This window comes from Mycolicibacterium houstonense (assembly GCF_900078665.2).
GTDB lineage: Bacteria > Actinomycetota > Actinomycetes > Mycobacteriales > Mycobacteriaceae > Mycobacterium > Mycobacterium houstonense.
In genome coordinates this window covers 2,147,492-2,163,848 of the sequence record NZ_LT546207.1, presented here as the reverse complement: position 1 = coordinate 2,163,848, position 16,357 = coordinate 2,147,492, and the positions used below count along the sequence as shown (strand labels likewise).

Here is a 16,357-nt window from a genome sequence, read left to right as displayed (position 1 = left end):
CCCCGCCACATCGAGGTGCAGGTGCTCGCCGACGGTCACGGCAACGTGATCCATCTCGGGGAGCGCGAGTGCAGCCTGCAGCGCCGGCATCAGAAGGTGATCGAAGAGGCGCCGTCGCCACTGCTGGACGCCGCCACCAGGGCGCGCATCGGTGCTGCCGCGTGCGATACCGCGCGTAGTGTCGATTACACGGGCGCCGGCACGGTGGAGTTCATCGTGTCCGCCGATGCGCCCGACGAGTTCTTCTTCATGGAGATGAACACCCGGCTGCAGGTGGAACATCCGGTCACCGAGATGGTCACCGGCGTCGATCTGGTGGAGCAGCAGATCCGCATCGCGGCGGGGGAGAAGCTCGCGCTCGCCCAGGGTGACATCGTCATGACCGGCCACGCCGTGGAAGCACGGGTGTACGCCGAGGACCCGGCCAACGGCTTCTTGCCCACCGGCGGGCCGGTGCTCGGGCTGCGGGAGCCCACCGGACCCGGGGTCCGGGTGGACTCCGGCCTGGCCGCCGGCACCGTGGTCGGAAGCGACTATGACCCCATGCTGTCGAAGGTGATCGCCCACGGTCCCGACCGGACCGCGGCGCTGCACCGGCTGGACCGGGCATTGGCCGACACCGCGGTGCTCGGCCTGACCACCAACACCGAGTTCCTGCGCTTTCTGCTGGCCGATCCCGATGTGGCGGCCGGTCGCCTGGACACCGGGCTGTTGGACCGTCGCGCACCGGATTTCGCTCCTCGGCCACTCGGTGATGCCGAGCTCATCGCCGCCGCGGCCTATCAGTGGATCGGCGACTGGGAGCGGGCCGGCGACAGCTTGTGGGCCCGGCCCACGGGCTGGCGCGTCGGTGAGCGTGCCCCGGCCGCGTTCCGGCTACGGGCGGGCGACCGCACCGACCACGTGTACCTCACCGGACGCCCGGACCAGGCCACCGCCACGGTGGAACACGGTGAAACACACACCGTCAGTGCGGCGTTCACCGGAGATCGGTTCGTCGTCACGCTCGATGGACTGCGTACCGAGTATCTGGTCGCCGCGCAGCTGAGCGCGGGGGTCGGTCAGCTCTGGCTGTCGGGAGCCGGGCGCAGCTTCCTGGTCGAGGAGGTGCGCGAGGCGCCGGTACGGCCCGACGACGAGCACAGTGGCGATGCCGAACTCCTCAGCCCCATGCCGGGATCGGTTGTCGCCGTGGGCGTCGCGAACGGGTGCGAGGTATCGACCGGAACCATGGTGGTCACCGTGGAGGCGATGAAGATGGAACACGCGTTGACCGCACCCACCGACGGTGTGGCCGAACTACTCGTCGCCGTCGGCGATCAGGTCAAGGTGGGTCAGCCGCTGGCCCGAATTTCCGCTCACACACAGGAGAACGAATCATGAGCGACTTTTTGTCGACCGGCACGCTGCCGGACCACTATGCACAACTGGCCAAGACCGTGCGCGACTTCGCCCAGAGCGTCGTCGCTCCGGTGGCCGCCAAGCACGATGAGGAGCATTCGTTCCCCTACGAGGTGGTTTCCGGCATGGCCGACATGGGCCTGTTCGGCCTGCCGTTCCCCGAGGAGTACGGCGGTATGGGCGGCGACTACTTCGCGCTGTGCCTGGCCCTGGAGGAGCTCGGCAAGGTCGACCAGAGCGTGGCCATCACGCTGGAAGCCGGGGTATCACTGGGCGCCATGCCGGTCTACCGCTTCGGCAACGAGGAGCAGAAGCAGGAGTGGCTGCCACTGCTGGCCAGCGGCAAGGCGTTGGGCGCATTCGGCCTGACCGAGGCCGGCGGCGGCAGTGACGCCGGCGCCACCAAAACCACCGCCAAGATGGACGACGGCCACTGGATTATCAACGGCTCCAAGCAGTTCATCACGAACTCCGGCACTGACATCACCAAGCTGGTGACGGTCACGGCGGTTACCGGCGAGCGCGAGGGCGGGAAGAAGGAGATCTCCTCGATCCTGGTGCCGGTGCCCACCGAGGGCTTCACCGCCGAACCGGCGTACAACAAGGTCGGCTGGAACGCGTCGGACACCCACCCGCTGAGCTTCGACGACGTGCGCGTGCCTGCCGAGAACCTGCTCGGTGAGCGCGGCCGCGGCTACGCCAACTTCCTGCGCATCCTCGACGAGGGCCGCATCGCCATCGCGGCGCTGTCGGTCGGCGTCGCGCAGGGTTGTGTCGACGAATGTGTGCGCTACGCCAAGGAACGCGAGGCGTTCGGCGCCAAGATCGGCACCTATCAGGCCATCGCCTTCAAGATCGCGCGGATGGAAGCCCGTGCCCACACCGCCCGCGCCGCCTACTACGACGCCGCCGCACTGATGTTGTCCGGCAAGCCCTTCAAGAAGGCCGCTGCCGTGGCCAAGCTGGTGTCCAGCGAGGCCGCAATGGACAACGCCCGCGACGCAACCCAGATCTTCGGCGGCTACGGATTCATGAACGAGTACCCGGTGGCACGCCACTACCGGGACAGCAAGATCCTCGAAATCGGTGAGGGTACAACTGAAGTGCAGCTCATGCTGATCGCGCGGGAGGCGGGTCTGTGACTGAGCAGAAGGTCATCGAGCAGCGCGGGCTGTGGTTCGAGGAGTTCGAGATCGGGGTGCGCTACCTGCATCGGCCGGGCCGCACCATCACCGAGGCCGACAATGTGCTGTTCACCACGCTGACCATGAACACCCAGGCACTGCACCTGGACGCGGCGTTCTCCGATGCGCTGCCCCCGTTCAACGCCAGGCTGGTCAACTCGATGTTCACCCTCTCGACGCTGGTCGGCCTGTCGGTGGCGCAGCTGACCCAGGGCACCATCGTCGGCAACCTCGGATTCTCCGAGATTGCCTTCCCCAAGCCGCTTTTCCACGGTGACACGCTGTACGCCGAAACCGAGATCACCGAGAAGCGCGCGTCCAAGAGCCGGCCCGGCGAGGGCATCGTCACCTTCGCCCACACCGGCCGCAACCAGCACGGCGACATCGTGGCCACGGCGTCACGCAAGACCATGGTGCGGATGCGCCCGGAGGGCGATTCCTGATGGCACTCGCGAACAACGGGCCGGGCTGGCTGTTCTGCCCGGCCGACCGGCCAGAGCGCTTCGAAAAGGCCGCCGCGGCAGCCGATGTGGTCATCCTGGACCTCGAAGACGGGTGCGCGGCCAAGGACCGGCCCGCCGCGCGCCAGGCCCTCGTCGACACCCCGCTGGACCCGGCCCGCACCGTGGTGCGCGTCAACCCGGCCGGCACCACCGACCACGAGCTGGATCTGAAGACGGTCGCGGCCACCGACTACACCACCGTGATGCTCGCGAAGTCCGAGCATGCCGAGCAGGTGCGGGCCCTGGTGCCGCTGGATGTCGTGGTGCTGATCGAGACCCCGCTGGCCGCGCTCAACGTGGTGGAGTTGGTACAGCCGGGCAACGCCTGCGCGGTGATGTGGGGTGCGGAGGATCTGTTCGCGGTCACCGGTGGCACCGCCAACCGGCGGCCCGACGGCACATACCGCGACGTCGCCCAGCACGTGCGGTCGCAGACCCTGCTCGCGGCCAAGGCGTACGGCAAGCTGGCCCTGGATTCGGTGTACCTCGACATCAAGGATCTCGATGGCCTGCGGGCGGAGTCCGATGACGCCGTCGCGGTCGGTTTCGACGCCAAGGTGGCGATCCACCCGACACAGGTCGCGGTGATCCGATCGGCCTACGCGCCGACCGAGGAGCAGATCGCCTGGGCACGTGCGGTGCTCGACCGGGTGGCGACCGAACGGGGCGTCTTCCAGCACGACGGCCTGATGGTCGACGCTCCCGTGCTGCGGCGCGCCGAGCGCATCGTCGCGCTGGCCCCGCGGAGCTGATCACCCGGGCGCCGGTATCAGACACGCCTCCGATCCGTTACCCGCGGTGACCCCGGCCGCCTCCGCTTCGGGCGCATAATGGCGATATGCCCCAGTGCTGCGACGGGCGAGCGGATCATCGGCTAGCGCCACACCCAGGCATCTAGCCGAAGGCCTCTCACCAGGGGTTTTGCCCGTCTCGCCGCTGCTCTGAGCACCTCATGGACTGGCGGCGCGACATGCCGTCACCCGAGAAGGAGGCGGTATGGCTGAGTTGTCTGCAGAGCCGGCCCCGGTACATTCGGGCGTCGATCTCGATCCGGTGCGTCTGGTCGACGCCGACGGGTCACCCACCGACGAGGCACGGTACAGCCGCGACCTGCCGCCCGAAACCCTCGGTTGGCTCTACGAGTCCATGGTCGTGGCCCGTGACCTGGACGTCGAATTCATCAACCTGCAACGCCAGGGTGAGCTGGCGTTGTACGCCTCGTGCCGCGGCCAGGAGGCCGCGCAGATCGGGGCGTCCGCCTGCCTGCGTAAGACGGACTGGCTGTTTCCGCAGTACCGCGAGATCGGGGCATTCCTGTTGCGCGGGATCACCCCGCGCCAGATGGGTGCGGTGTGGCGTGGCCAGTGGCACGGCGGTCTGGAGTTCACCAGTCGTTGCGTCGCCCCGATCGCGATCCCGATCGGCACCCAGACGCTGCATGCGGTGGGCGCGGCGATGGCAGCCCAGCGCCTCGGTGAGGATTCGGTGACCGTCGCGTTCCTCGGTGACGGTGCCACCAGCGAGGGTGACGTGCACGAGGCGCTCAACCTGGCGTCGGTTTTCGCGGCGCCGTGCGTGTTCTTCGTTCAGAACAACCAGTGGGCGATCTCGGTGCCGGTGAGCCGGCAACAGGCCGGGCCGTCGATCACGCACCGGGCGATCGGTTACGGCATGCCCGGTATCCGCGTCGACGGCAACGACGTCCTGGCCTGCTACGCGGTGATGGCAGAAGCCGCCGAACGTGCCAGGGCCGGCGGTGGTCCCACCCTCATCGAGGCGATCACCTACCGCATGGGACCGCACACCACCTCCGATGATCCCACCCGGTACCGGTCCGCCGATGAGGTCGACGAGTGGCTGGCCCGCGATCCGATCGCGCGGTACCGCACGTATCTGCAGAACGCGGGTGTGCTCGACGACCGCCTGGAACAGCGCGTGACCGCGCGCTCGCGGCGGCTGTGTACGGAGTTGCGCGACACCGTCGTCGGGGCAGCCGACGCCGACCCGGCCGAGCTGTTCGACACCGTGTACGCCGAGATCACCCCGGATCTGGCCCGCCAACGTGACCAGCTGGCGGCTGAACTGGCGAAGGAGGCATGAGTGACTCAGATCATCGATCGGCCTGCCGCTCACGGTGATTCGCCGGAGCCGTGGGAACCGAAACTCACCCCGCTGGGATCGCCGGCCGCCGCGGAGCTGACCATGGTCGCCGCGATCAACCGGGCGTTGCACGACGCGATGGCCGCCGACGAGCACGTGTTGGTGTTCGGCGAGGACGTCGCCACCCTCGGCGGGGTCTTCCGGGTCACCGAGGGACTGGCCGAGACGTTCGGCGCCGAACGGTGTTTCGACACCCCGCTGGCCGAGTCGGCGATCATCGGGGTGGCGATCGGGCTGGCGATCCGCGGGTTCGTCCCGGTACCGGAGATCCAGTTCGACGGGTTCAGCTATCCGGCCTTCGACCAGATCGCCAGTCACCTGGCGAAATACCGCATGCGCACCCACGGCGACGTCAACATGGGTGTGACCGTGCGGATTCCGTCGTTCGGCGGCATCGGTGCGGTCGAACACCACTCCGAGTCCACCGAGTCGTACTGGTTGCACACGGCGGGACTCAAGGTCGTCGTCCCGGCCACCCCGTCCGACGCCTACTGGCTGCTGCGGTATTCGATCAGCAGCCCCGACCCGGTGATCTTCCTTGAGCCCAAACGCAGGTACTGGGCGCGCGAGCCCGTCGACACCACGGCCCCGGCGCCCCCGATCGGGCGGGCGATGGTGCGACGCAACGGAACCGACGCCACCGTCATCACCTACGGCGGGCTGGTGGCCACGGCACTCGGCGCGGCGGACCTGGCGGCCGAACGGGGTTGGAGCCTCGAGGTCGTCGACCTGCGCTCGCTCAATCCCCTCGACTTCGACACGGTCGCCGATTCGGTGCGGCGCACCGGGCGGGCCGTGGTGATGCACGAGGGGCCCCGCACCCTGGGCTTCGGTGCCGAGCTGGCGGCCCGGATCTCCGAGGAATGCTTCTATGAGCTGGAGGCTCCGGTATTGCGGGCCACCGGTTTCGACACGCCGTATCCACCGGCCCGGCTGGAGAAGTTGTGGTTGCCCGGGGTCGATCGCCTGCTCGATTGCGTCGAGCGTGCGATGGGGCAGCCGTGAACCGGGAGTTCCTGGTCCCGGATCTCGGTGAGGGATTGCAGGACGCCACCATCACCAGTTGGAGCGTCGCGGTGGGCGACACCGTGGAGCTCAATCAGACGCTGTGCACGGTGGAGACCAACAAGGCCGAGGTGGAGATTCCCAGCCCGTTCGCGGGGCAGGTGCTCGAGCTCGGTGGCGCGGCGGGCGACACCCTGTCCGTCGGGTCGCTTCTGGTCAGGATCGCCACCAGCGAGTCGGCCTCGGCTCCGGCCGGTGCCGAGAAAAACGGTGTGACGCCGCGCAAGTCGGTGCTGGTCGGTTACGGCGCCGACGACACCATGGACGTCAGTAGGCGCACCGCGACGTCGCCGGACAGGCCGGCACCGGACAGCTCCCGGGCGCGAGCCAAACCGCCGGTACGCAAACTTGCTGCCGATCTGCGCATCGACCTCGACGCGCTGGCTCCCGGATCGGGACCCGATGGCATCGTCACGCGCGATGACGTGCTGGCCGCCGCGGGAAGGTCCGAGGTCGTCGGTGTTACGGGCGTGCAGGCCGCGATGGCTAGGCGGATGGCATTGTCGCACAAGGAGATCCCTGATGCTCACGCCCGCGTGGACGTGGACTGCACGGCCTTGCTGCACCTGCGTGACCGCGTCCGCGACGCTGAATCGGACCTGCCGGTCACACCGTTCGTGCTGACGTTGCGGCTGTTGGTCGTGGCGCTGAGCCGGCATCAGATGCTGAACTCGACCTGGCTGGAGACCACCGAGGGCCCGCAGATTCACCGGCATCCGGCCGTGCACCTGGGGTTCGGGGTGGCGGCTCCGCGCGGCCTGCTGGTGCCGGTGGTCCGTGATGCGCAGTCATTGACCACTCGGGAGTTGGCCGAGGCGGTGAGTCGGCTCGTCGAATCGGCCCGGGCCGGGACGCTCACCCCGGCCGAGCTGAGCGGCTCGACCTTCACGGTGTCGAACTTCGGTGCGCTGGGACTGGACGACGGCGTGCCGGTGATCAACTATCCGGAGGCCGCGATGCTGGGTATGGGGTCGATCAAGGCGCGCCCGGTCGTGGTCGACGGTGCCGTGGTACCCCGTCAGACGATGTCGTTGACCTGCGCCTTCGACCACCGCATCATCGACGGCGCCCAGGCCGGGGCGTTCCTGCGTGACCTGCGCGCGCTGATCGAGGCACCCGAGTTGGCCGTGCTCGACCTGTAGCGGCTACTTGCGCTTGGCGGCGGCCAAACGCTCTGCGAATTCCGGTGATTCGATCGAGCGCGCCTGCGGTCCGAGTTCGGTGTCGACGGCGATGCGGTGCTGGTCGATATCGACCAGGCCGGGATTGGCGGTGGCCCGCATCGACGCCTTGGTGGCGATCACCACGTCGCGCGGGGCAGCGGCCGGCCCCGCGGCGAGCATGCGCGCGGCTCCCACCGGATCCTCGGCGATCGACAGCGCCAACCCGTGCCGCACCGCGGCCTCGGCATCGAATCGCATGCCGAACAACAACGATGCCCGGGCCACCTGTGGGCCGACGGCCCGCTGCAGCATCCAGGTCGCGCCACCGCCGGGGTGGATGCCGAGTTTCTGGAACCGTGGGTCGAACAGTGCCGCCGGGCCGGCGATGCGCACATCCGCCGCGAGCGCCAGGTTCAGACCCGCACCCACGGCGGCGCCGTTGACCGCGGCAATCGTCGGCAACGTGCAGTGGGCGACCGCGAGGAAACCGTCGTAGATCTTGCGCAGGCCATCCTCGGTGGCCTCGCCGAGCGCGGTGAGATCGGCGCCGGCGCAGAACGCCTTGCCCGCACCGGTGACGATCACGGCATGCACGTCAGGATCGGCCTCGGCGGACTCGACAGCGGCGCGCAGCGCCGCCGACATCTCGAACGTCACCGCGTTGCGGCGATCAGGGTCGTTGACGGTGATGACGGCGACGTGATCGTCGACGCTGACCAACACGGAATCCGGCACGAAATCACCCTAGCCCGCGGCGCCCCGGCTCCGTGACAGTGGCGGCTGGGGTGGCGTCGTCCGGGCACGGTCAAATGTTCACCGAACTGTCGGTTGAGTCGTCCGGCGGCCGGCCCGGTGGGTGCGGACAATGATCCGGTGACGGCTGACATCGCCGGGATTTCTCGTGCCGAGAGCACCGGGACGGCGCAGCCGACTCGGCGCCGGTTGTCGCTGGTCGCGGCCGTCGCCTGGTTCGGCGCGTTCGTCCGCTCACCGTGGTGGGCCCTGCGCCTCGGCACGATCCTTGTTGGGGCCACCGGAAATCTCGTCGACCGATTCTTCCGGGCTCCGGGACCGCTGCGCGGGCATGTGATCGACCATCTGGCGATCGGTCCGATGCCGGTGTTCAACGTGGCCGACGTCGCCGTGCTGGCCGGTGTGCTCTGACTGATGGTGCTGTCGCTCTCGGGTTTTCCGTTCAACGCTGCGGCCAGGAACTCGGAGCCGCATGCCGGCAGCTAGCTCCGAGGACCGAGTCAGTTCAGAACCCGGTCCGCCCCAAATCCCATGGCATGACACTCCCGCGGCGATGGCCGTCGCCGGTGTCGGCGGCGTCGTGGCGATCGCCGCCCTGATCTTCGCGATCATGATGACCTCGCAGCAGTCCGCAACGCCCCGTCAACCCGAGCGGTTCACCACGCCGGCCACGACGACGAAGCCGTCGTCCCGAACGACGACCACCACGACCACCAGGTCGACGCCCCAGACCCCGGTGAGCACGAGCGAAGACATCGGAACATCAAGCGCGCCACCGCCACCGCAGACTCAGGACGTCCCGACCGAGACCACTGCGGCGCCGACGACCACCATGTCGAACCCCTACGCCACCACCCCGGCGCCCGCCGCGGGCGCGGTCTAAACCGATACCGAAAGGCCCGAGGGGGCCGATCGTTGCGCAGCACAGCGATTCACGACGTGATCAGGAGTTGGACGACTCGTCCGGACACTGCACGTCCACGTAAACGGTTACCTCCGACGCCGGCAGCGCAGGAACCCCGCGGTTGGGATTGTGGATCGAATTGACCTGGCACTCCGACAGTGACAGGGTGCTGGTTCCGCCGACCCAGTTGATCGCCACGGTGTAGCCCTCGGCGCTCAGATCCGAAATGGTTTGATCGGCCGGCCGACCGCCCGGGTCGGCTGCGGCCAGGGGCGCGCTTCCGATCACAAGAGCCCACATCACCACGGCTGAACCGGCGAGTTTCGACGTTCGCGTACTCATGAGCATCCCCGACCTCCACGCGGTCGGATCTCATGTCGCTCGCATCGCTAGCCGCGGAACCGCCCGCCGTAAGTGTATTTCTTCTGTACGGCAGGTTAACAGAAGGTTACGTCGTTGGGGTGCAGTTTGCTCATCGAAATGAGTTCGGGCAGCGTCCGACGATGCCGGACGCTGCCCGAATGTCTCAGGGTGCAGGGGGTGCGGGAACGGCCGGAGGCGCGGCCGGGTCGGCCGGGGGTGCCGGCTCTGGAAGGTACTGAGCGAGCCCCGGTGAGATGTTGGTTCCCGGCGGCGGCGCGGTGCCCGGCAAGGGTTCACCGAGCTGCTGTTGGGGCATCTGGCCCAGCAGCGAACCCTTCAGGTTGCCGTTGCGGTAGAGCTCGTGCAGCTGCTTGAGGTATTCGCGGCCCGAGATGTCGGCGTTCTCCTCGCCAGGAGCCACCCCGACCACGGTTCCCTGGCCGGGTGCCGACGGCTTCTCGTTCTGCGGAAGCAGATAGCCGTTGTTGAAGGCCCGCAGATTGGGCGGAGTGCCGGGAGGGCCGCCCGGAGTGGCGTTCTGCGCCAGCAAGTTGTTCGGATTCAGGTCGACGCCCTGCGGAAGGCCCAACGGGCCGCCGGTGGGGGTGCCGGTCTGTTCCAACAGGGAAAGGCCGTTGGGGCCCAGCGGTGCACCGATTCCGGGGACCGTAGGCCCCTGAGGCGGCGGTGGCGGTGCCGGCGCGGGCAGAGCCGGATCGGCCGGGGCNGACCGACTTGGTGACGCCGTAGTAGGCGACGACGTCGTCGGTGTCGGTGCTGGAGCTGGTCAGCGTGGCGTACGACCGCAGGAAGGACTGGCCGACGCACCCGTCGAGCTTGATGTGGACGTCCTTGAGGGTGACGCGAACCGGCGCCGCCTTGAACGACTTCTTGTTCACCGACACGTTGTTCACGGTTCCGGGCTTGAGGTGGATCTCGATCGTGCCGGACAGCGGGACGCTCAAGCCGGTCGGGATCAGGCCGCCCAGCGTCGAGCCGGAGGTGGACAGACCCACTGAACCGATGAGGCGGACCTGACCGAGATCGATGCCGCAGCCGATCTGGTAGCCGGTGTCCAGGGTGCCGCCGGTGAGCGTGGTGGTCCCTTCGCCGCCAACGGTTCCGGTGAAGGTGCCGGCGACGAGGTATTCGCGCGAGGAGGTGGCGGTGGTCAGCGGGGCGATCGGCAGCTGGCTCTCGTTGGAGGCAGCCACGGTGAGCTTCCAGCCGTCGGGGGTGGTGACGACGCCGGGCTCAGCGGAGGCGACGATGCCGTTGTCGACCGGCGGGGCGTCGGCGACCGGAGCAGCCGGGTCCGGCGGGGGCGGGGGATCGGCCTGGGCAAGGGGCGCAATCGCTACAGGGGCCAACATGCAGACTGCAGCCAGGGTGGCAAAACGACTCAACATGCGTGAACTTGCGCCTCTCATGGTTTTTGAATCCGGATGGTCTGCGACGCGTCATGGTCGTCAGAAGCCAAGGGCTCCAAGGAATCTGTCGCGACGAATCATGTATGGATCGCGTTTCGAAACGGTGAACAACGCCAGAACAGTTCCCACCGGACTTCCGTCCAGTGAGGGCGGTGATCCTGTGAGCGTGCTGAAAAGTAGCTGTGTGGCAAGGGAACTCGGAAGGGTTCACCGTCTGTGATGCGAACAGCGCTGGCCGACAATGTATTCGAAACAGCAAAAGGCGTGGTTGAACCGGCCGAAACCGGTTCAACCACGCCTGTGGTTGCGGGGCGGGTCAGACCGCCTTGGTGACGCCCATGTAGGTGACCACGTCGTCGGTGTTCTCCGTGGAGGCCGTCAGCGTCGCGTACGAGCGGATGAACGACTGGCCGGCGCACTGATCGAACTTGATCCGGACACCCGTGATCGTGACCCGGGCCTCGGAGCCCTTGAAAGACTTCTTGTCGATCGGAACGATCGTGACCGTACCCGGCTTCAGGTAGACCTTGCCCTGAAGGTTGATACCGGTACCGAAGCCCACATCGGTCGCCGCACCGGTGAACGGCACGCGGATCGACGGGGAAAAGCTTGCGCCAGGGTTGATTTCCATCTCGTCGGAGATGATGCCGCAGCCGATCTGCTGGCCGGCCTCGAGTGTTCCACCGGTCAGCTTGGTCTTGCCCTTACCGGTGATCTTCCCGGTGAAGGTGCCGCCGACCAGGTATTCGCGGGAGGAGACGGCAGTGGTCAGCGGCGCGACCGGCAACTGGCTCTCGTTGCTACCTACGACGGTGACGTGCCAGCCGTCCGGGGTGTCGAGCACGCCCGGAGCGGCCGAGGGCACGGCACCCGTGTCCGGCGGGGGCGGCGGGACATCGGCAACCGGTACGGCCGGGGCGGGTGGCGGCGGGGGATCGGCCTGGGCAAGGGGCGCAATCGCTACAGGGGCCAACATGCAGACTGCAGCCAGGGTGGCAAAACGACTCAACATGCGTGAACTTGCGCCTCTCATGGTTTTTTGAATCCGAATGGTCTGCGACACGTCGTGGTCGTCAGAAGCCAAGGGGTCCAAGGAATCTGTCGCGACGAATCATGAACCGGTTTCGTTTCGAAACGGTGAACAGAGTCCCAACACTTGCCGCCGCATTACCATCCAGCTGGGATTCGAGGCCACGCTGCAGATCGCGGTATTTTCCTGCATGCCAGTGCATTCCATATATGAGGTAGCGAGAATGGCGATCGGCACGCAATGGACGACGAGCCGGGGGAACGCGTTGGCCGGCTGTTCACCTTTTCGACACCTGATCCGCCGACGGTATGGGAGCAATGCCAACGAGGTCTGCTGGGATCCCGTCGATGACGAGGTCCGGACACGGCAGGCTTCTACTCTTGGAGGACTTTGGTGAGGTCATCACAGCGATGGGCGCGCGGACTCGCGGCCATGGGTCTCGGACTGGGACTCGGATTCGTGGTCATGCCAACGGCATCGGCCGAGCCCGACGGTGCGGTCCACGCCGATCCCGCGCCCGCGCCTGCACCCGTTCCTCCACCCCCGGGTGCCCCCGATCCGCTGGCCGCCCCTGCCCCGGTCGGAGCGCCCGACCCGGCCGCTGCGCCACCGGCCCCCGTCGCCGGCGAGGCCAACCCCGCTGCGCTGACAGCATGCTCACAGTTCGCCGATGCGCTGGACAATGCCGCAACCTTCTACGGTGACTTCGCCGACACGATCGAGGGCACCGAGCGCCCGGACTATGCGGATCCGTTCGTCAGCATGTCGAATGTCAGCGGCCGCACCGCACTTCGCGAGTCGGCCGCGCAGGCGATGAGCGCCGCGAACACGCCCGGTCTGGCGCCGGACATCGCGAACCCGATGCGCTCGTGGTCGCTCGACGCGACGAAGTTGCTGGTGAAGATGGGCTTGCGCGGCAGTGGTAACACGCTGAATATCACTGCCACCGAACTCAACGAGGATGCCCATACCGCGCAGATGGCGTGCGCGATGGCCGGTACCCATGCCTGACGCTTTCCGGCGGCGTCCGGTATCACGCTGGGCGGCAGTGGTTTTGTTCATGGCCGCAGTGGTGTCCGGCTGCTCGGGCAACACCGAGGTGCAGCCGCCTGCCCCCAAGCTCCTCGGGGACGCCGACCTCGATGCGCTGCTACTGAGCCCCGATCAGATGAACGTCCTGATGGCAACCACCGGAATGACACCGCGACCGACAGTGCGGACGATGGGCGATCACCGCAATCTGTTGCCCAATCTCAATTGCCTGGGTGTGTGGCAGGTCAATGAAGCTGCGATCTACGGGGACGGCTGGAGCGCGCTGCGTCAGCAGCTCCAGCGTTCGCCGGACAACGACAACTGGGATAACCTCGTGGTCCAGTCCGTGGTGTCGTTCCCATCGGAGCAAGCCGCGCGTGATTTCTACCGGGAGTCGGCCGACCGGTGGGCGAAGTGCACCGACCACAATGTGAACATCAACCTCAACGGGCAGCAATTGCCCAAGTGGCGCAGCGGGCCGCTGACCGAGACCGACTCCCAGCTGAGCATGCCGTTCACCCGGGGCACCGGCGAGCAACAGCGTTCCTGCCAGCGGGCACTGGCCGTGGAGGCCAACGTGATCATCGATGCCCAGGCCTGCAAGCCGGCGTCCGCAACGGTGACCCAGGCCGCCGAGGTGGCCGACACCATCAAGGCCGACATCCGGGACTGACCGCGCTCAAGGCAGCGCGGTAGTCTCGTGGGCGCAGCTGGTTTGTCGTCGTCGAGGTGTTTGGGCGTCGACATCGAGCGTCACACGCTGATCGAGGTGCGACGTGAGAGGGAACCCGGTGAGAATCCGGGACTGTCCCGCAGCGGTATGCAGGAACGACCGCCGTCATCAGCACTGGCATGCAGGGAACTGCGGCTGGGAAGCGACGGCCAGTAGGTGCACAGGTTTGTGCGTGCCCGCGAGTCCGAAGACCTGCCAGCCGTACCGAGCGCGCCGCGCCCGGTGGTTCATCGCCTCGCGGAATGGGCAGTGGCCGAAGCGGTTCGCTCGTGGCGGGCGACCGAGTTCGGTTCGATGTCTCCTGGCGGTGGCCATTTCTTCGCACGTTGAAGGACGACGTCATGAGCACAACAGCAGTACCGTTCACCGCCACCATCCTCGGGTCGCCCCGAATCGGTCCAAACCGGGAACTCAAGCGCGCTGTCGAGAAGTACTGGGCGGGCCGGATCGATCGCGGCCAACTCGAATCGGTCGCCGCGACCCTGCGCCGGGACACCTGGGCATCGCTGGTCGCCGCCGGCCTCGATTCCGTGCCGGTCAACACCTTCTCCTTCTACGACCAGGTGCTGGATACGGCCGTTCTGGTGGGGGCACTGCCCGCCCGGGTCCGGGGCGTCGGTGATGATCTCGACCGCTATTTCGCCGCGGCTCGCGGCGGTGTCTACGGGGGCGAGGAGGTCGTTCCGCTGGAGATGACCAAGTGGTTCGACACCAACTACCACTACATCGTGCCCGAACTCGGTCCCGATGCGTCATTCTCGCTGAACCCGGACAAGGTGCTGAAAGAGCTGGAAGAGGCTTGTGCACAGGGCATCCCGGCCCGACCGGTGTTCATCGGCCCGATCACCTTCCTGGCCTTGTCGAAGGCGGTCGGCGGTGCCGAGGCACCGATCGGACGACTGGCCGAACTCGCCGACATCTATGCCGAACTGCTGGGAGTGCTGGCCGACCAAGACGTCAGCTGGGTCCAGTTCGACGAGCCGGTGCTGGTGACCGACATGCTGGACAACCCAGCTGAACTCGTCGAGCACACTTATGCGCGGCTCGGCGCGCTGACCAGGCGGCCGGCGATCTTCGTGGCAACGTACTTCGGTGAGTTGACCGATGCGCTGCCCGCCCTGGCGCAAACTCCGATCGAAGCAATCGGTGTCGATTTGGTGGCGGGCTCAGCTGATGCCCTGACCGCGGTTCCCGAGATCTCCGACAAGCTCCTGGTGGCCGGCGTGGTCGATGGCCGCAACATCTGGCGGACAGATCTGGACGGTGCGCTGAGCACCCTGGCCACATTGGACAGGGCCAACGCGGTCGCGGTATCCACGTCATGCTCGACGTTGCACGTGCCGTACACGCTCGAAGCCGAACCGGATATCGATTCGGCACTGCGTAGTTGGCTGGCATTCGGGAATGAGAAGGTCACCGAGGTGGCGGATCTGGCTCGTGGTCTTCGGGACGGGCGCGACGCCATCGCACGGGAGATCGAGGCATCGAATGCTGCGATCACGGCTCGCAAGGGCGATAGACGTTTGACCAACGCCCAGGTGCGGAATCGGATCTCGTCCATCGTCGCGTCGGGCGTCCAACGAGGGTCTGCGGAGCGGCGCCGTGTCGCACAACAGGACCGGTTGCCGCTGCCTGTCCTGCCCACCACCACGATCGGCTCCTACCCGCAGACCTCGGACATTCGCATCGCCCGAGCCGACCTGCGGACGGGCAAGATCGATGCCGCGGAATATGAGCGCCGGATGAACGCGGAGATCGCTGACGTCATCGAGTTGCAGGAGCGGGTGGGCCTCGACGTGTTGGTACACGGTGAACCTGAACGCAACGACATGGTCCAGTACTTCGCAGAACAGCTCGATGGATTCTTCGCCACCCAGAACGGTTGGGTGCAGTCCTACGGCAGTCGTTGTGTGCGGCCGCCGATCCTGTACGGGGACGTGGCGCGACCGGAGCCGATGACGGTCCGATGGATCACCTATGCGCAGTCGCTGACCGACAAGCCGGTCAAGGGCATGCTCACCGGACCGGTCACGATTCTGGCCTGGTCGTTCGTCCGCGACGATCAGCCATTGGCGGACACGGCCTTCCAGGTCGCGCTCGCCATCCGCGACGAGACCGTAGACCTGCAATCGGCAGGCATCGCCATCATCCAGGTCGACGAACCCGCCCTCCGCGAGCTACTGCCACTGAGGTCCGAGGACAAGGATGCGTACCTACGGTGGGCCGTCGAGGCATTCCGGCTCTCCACCTCCGGCGTCGCGGACTCGACGCAGATCCACACCCACCTGTGCTATTCGGAGTTCGGCGAGGTGATCGGAGCCATCGCGGACCTGGATGCCGACGTGACATCGATCGAGGCAGCCCGGTCACACATGGAGGTGCTGGGCGACCTCAATGCCGCGGGCTTCTCCAACAGTGTCGGGCCGGGTGTCTACGACATTCACTCACCGCGGGTGCCCGGTGTCGAGGAGATCGAGGCCTCCCTGCGAGAGGCGCTCAAAGCGGTTCCGGTCGAACGACTCTGGGTCAACCCCGATTGCGGCTTGAAGACCCGTACCACTGATGAGGTCACCGAATCGCTCAAACATCTGGTCGCCGCGGCCGCGAAGATCCGCGACGCATAGCGGTCACCGACC

16 protein-coding genes, 1 pseudogene and 1 riboswitch are annotated in these 16,357 nt (G+C 67.1%); of the genes and pseudogenes, 12 read left to right on the top strand and 5 right to left on the bottom strand.

Annotation, left to right across the window (positions count from 1 at the left end; translation table 11 throughout):
• From BN4332_RS10815 to BN4332_RS10785, 7 genes are all read left to right on the top strand, one after another.
• Positions 1-1,383: ATP-binding protein (locus BN4332_RS10815; protein ID WP_066898441.1), on the top strand; the 1,383-nt coding region annotated here is incomplete at its 5' end.
• Positions 1,380-2,543 (top strand): acyl-CoA dehydrogenase family protein, encoded by a 1,164-nt coding sequence (locus tag BN4332_RS10810; protein WP_066898432.1) that lies wholly within the window; start codon positions 1,380-1,382, stop codon positions 2,541-2,543. The genes BN4332_RS10815 and BN4332_RS10810, both read left to right, overlap by 4 nt.
• A complete protein-coding gene (locus BN4332_RS10805; RefSeq protein WP_066898431.1) occupies positions 2,540-3,028 on the top strand; it encodes a MaoC family dehydratase in 489 nt (162 codons plus the stop codon). The genes BN4332_RS10810 and BN4332_RS10805 overlap by 4 nt, the downstream gene beginning before the upstream one ends.
• The gene (locus BN4332_RS10800; RefSeq protein ID WP_066898430.1) at positions 3,028-3,840 is read left to right on the top strand and encodes an HpcH/HpaI aldolase/citrate lyase family protein; all 813 of its coding nucleotides are present in this window, start codon (positions 3,028-3,030) and stop codon (positions 3,838-3,840) included. Before BN4332_RS10805 ends, BN4332_RS10800 begins: the two co-directional genes overlap by 1 nt.
• Before the next feature lie 244 nt (positions 3,841-4,084).
• On the top strand, positions 4,085-5,188 hold the full coding sequence (gene pdhA / locus BN4332_RS10795) for a pyruvate dehydrogenase (acetyl-transferring) E1 component subunit alpha (RefSeq protein WP_066898429.1): 1,104 nt from the start codon (positions 4,085-4,087) through the stop codon (positions 5,186-5,188).
• Positions 5,189-6,253 carry an alpha-ketoacid dehydrogenase subunit beta gene (locus tag BN4332_RS10790; protein ID WP_066898428.1) on the top strand — a complete coding sequence of 355 codons (1,065 nt, stop codon included), beginning with the start codon at positions 5,189-5,191 and terminating at the stop codon, positions 6,251-6,253. It begins immediately after the preceding gene.
• Positions 6,250-7,455 carry a dihydrolipoamide acetyltransferase family protein gene (locus tag BN4332_RS10785; RefSeq protein WP_066898427.1) on the top strand — a complete coding sequence of 402 codons (1,206 nt, stop codon included), beginning with the start codon at positions 6,250-6,252 and terminating at the stop codon, positions 7,453-7,455. Before BN4332_RS10790 ends, BN4332_RS10785 begins: the two co-directional genes overlap by 4 nt.
• 3 nt (positions 7,456-7,458) lie before the next feature.
• Here the strand turns inward: BN4332_RS10785 and BN4332_RS10780 are convergent, their stop codons facing one another.
• Positions 7,459-8,211: an enoyl-CoA hydratase gene (locus tag BN4332_RS10780; protein WP_066898426.1), complete on the bottom strand. Its 753-nt coding sequence runs from the start codon at positions 8,209-8,211 to the stop codon at positions 7,459-7,461.
• Positions 8,212-8,349: 138 nt separating this feature from the next.
• Here BN4332_RS10780 and BN4332_RS34260 point away from each other — a divergent pair, with 138 nt between their 5' ends.
• Positions 8,350-8,640: a signal peptidase II gene (locus tag BN4332_RS34260; RefSeq protein ID WP_200820287.1), complete on the top strand. Its 291-nt coding sequence runs from the start codon at positions 8,350-8,352 to the stop codon at positions 8,638-8,640.
• 142 nt (positions 8,641-8,782) lie between these two features.
• Entirely contained in the window at positions 8,783-9,112 is a 330-nt protein-coding gene (locus BN4332_RS10770) for a hypothetical protein (RefSeq protein ID WP_066898424.1), read from the top strand.
• A 60-nt stretch (positions 9,113-9,172) separates the two neighbouring features.
• Here the strand turns inward: BN4332_RS10770 and BN4332_RS10765 are convergent, their stop codons facing one another.
• The 4 genes and pseudogenes from BN4332_RS10765 to BN4332_RS10750 all read right to left on the bottom strand — a co-directional run bounded on the left by BN4332_RS10765 (position 9,173) and on the right by BN4332_RS10750 (position 11,938).
• Positions 9,173-9,475: a hypothetical protein gene (locus BN4332_RS10765; protein ID WP_074133039.1), complete on the bottom strand. Its 303-nt coding sequence runs from the start codon at positions 9,473-9,475 to the stop codon at positions 9,173-9,175.
• A 184-nt stretch (positions 9,476-9,659) separates the two neighbouring features.
• Positions 9,660-10,205: a hypothetical protein gene (locus BN4332_RS10760; protein WP_074133036.1), complete on the bottom strand. Its 546-nt coding sequence runs from the start codon at positions 10,203-10,205 to the stop codon at positions 9,660-9,662.
• Positions 10,206-10,227: 22 nt separating this feature from the next.
• Positions 10,228-10,905: pseudogene (locus BN4332_RS10755) on the bottom strand (MspA family porin); the annotation flags it as partial.
• 337 nt (positions 10,906-11,242) lie between these two features.
• On the bottom strand, positions 11,243-11,938 hold the full coding sequence (locus BN4332_RS10750) for an MspA family porin (RefSeq protein ID WP_066898421.1): 696 nt from the start codon (positions 11,936-11,938) through the stop codon (positions 11,243-11,245).
• Positions 11,939-12,388: 450 nt separating this feature from the next.
• Between BN4332_RS10750 and BN4332_RS10745 the strand changes: the two genes are divergently transcribed.
• From BN4332_RS10745 to metE, 3 genes are all read left to right on the top strand, one after another.
• Entirely contained in the window at positions 12,389-12,967 is a 579-nt protein-coding gene (locus BN4332_RS10745) for an Rv2240c family protein (protein ID WP_066898420.1), read from the top strand.
• Positions 12,968-13,016: 49 nt separating this feature from the next.
• A complete protein-coding gene (locus tag BN4332_RS10740; protein WP_066898419.1) occupies positions 13,017-13,661 on the top strand; it encodes a sensor domain-containing protein in 645 nt (214 codons plus the stop codon).
• A gap of 44 nt (positions 13,662-13,705) precedes the next feature.
• A riboswitch (cobalamin riboswitch) is annotated at positions 13,706-13,935 on the top strand.
• Between the two features lie 127 nt (positions 13,936-14,062).
• Positions 14,063-16,345 carry a 5-methyltetrahydropteroyltriglutamate--homocysteine S-methyltransferase gene (metE, locus tag BN4332_RS10735; RefSeq protein WP_066898440.1) on the top strand — a complete coding sequence of 761 codons (2,283 nt, stop codon included), beginning with the start codon at positions 14,063-14,065 and terminating at the stop codon, positions 16,343-16,345.
• Positions 16,346-16,357 lie beyond the last annotated feature (12 nt).

Bases quoted from the DNA above. Each gene is read 5' to 3' on its own strand.
- BN4332_RS10810 (WP_066898432.1), top strand. From the start codon at position 1,380: ATGAGCGACTTTTTGTCGACCGGCACGCTGCCGGACCACTATGCACAA.
- BN4332_RS10800 (WP_066898430.1), top strand. From the start codon at position 3,028: ATGGCACTCGCGAACAACGGGCCGGGCTGGCTGTTCTGCCCGGCCGAC.
- pdhA (WP_066898429.1), top strand. From the start codon at position 4,085: ATGGCTGAGTTGTCTGCAGAGCCGGCCCCGGTACATTCGGGCGTCGAT.
- BN4332_RS10770 (WP_066898424.1), top strand. From the start codon at position 8,783: ATGGCCGTCGCCGGTGTCGGCGGCGTCGTGGCGATCGCCGCCCTGATC.
- BN4332_RS10765 (WP_074133039.1), bottom strand. From the start codon at position 9,475: ATGAGTACGCGAACGTCGAAACTCGCCGGTTCAGCCGTGGTGATGTGG.
- BN4332_RS10750 (WP_066898421.1), bottom strand. From the start codon at position 11,938: ATGTTGAGTCGTTTTGCCACCCTGGCTGCAGTCTGCATGTTGGCCCCT.
- BN4332_RS10745 (WP_066898420.1), top strand. From the start codon at position 12,389: ATGGGTCTCGGACTGGGACTCGGATTCGTGGTCATGCCAACGGCATCG.
- BN4332_RS10740 (WP_066898419.1), top strand. From the start codon at position 13,017: ATGGCCGCAGTGGTGTCCGGCTGCTCGGGCAACACCGAGGTGCAGCCG.
- metE (WP_066898440.1), top strand. From the start codon at position 14,063: ATGAGCACAACAGCAGTACCGTTCACCGCCACCATCCTCGGGTCGCCC.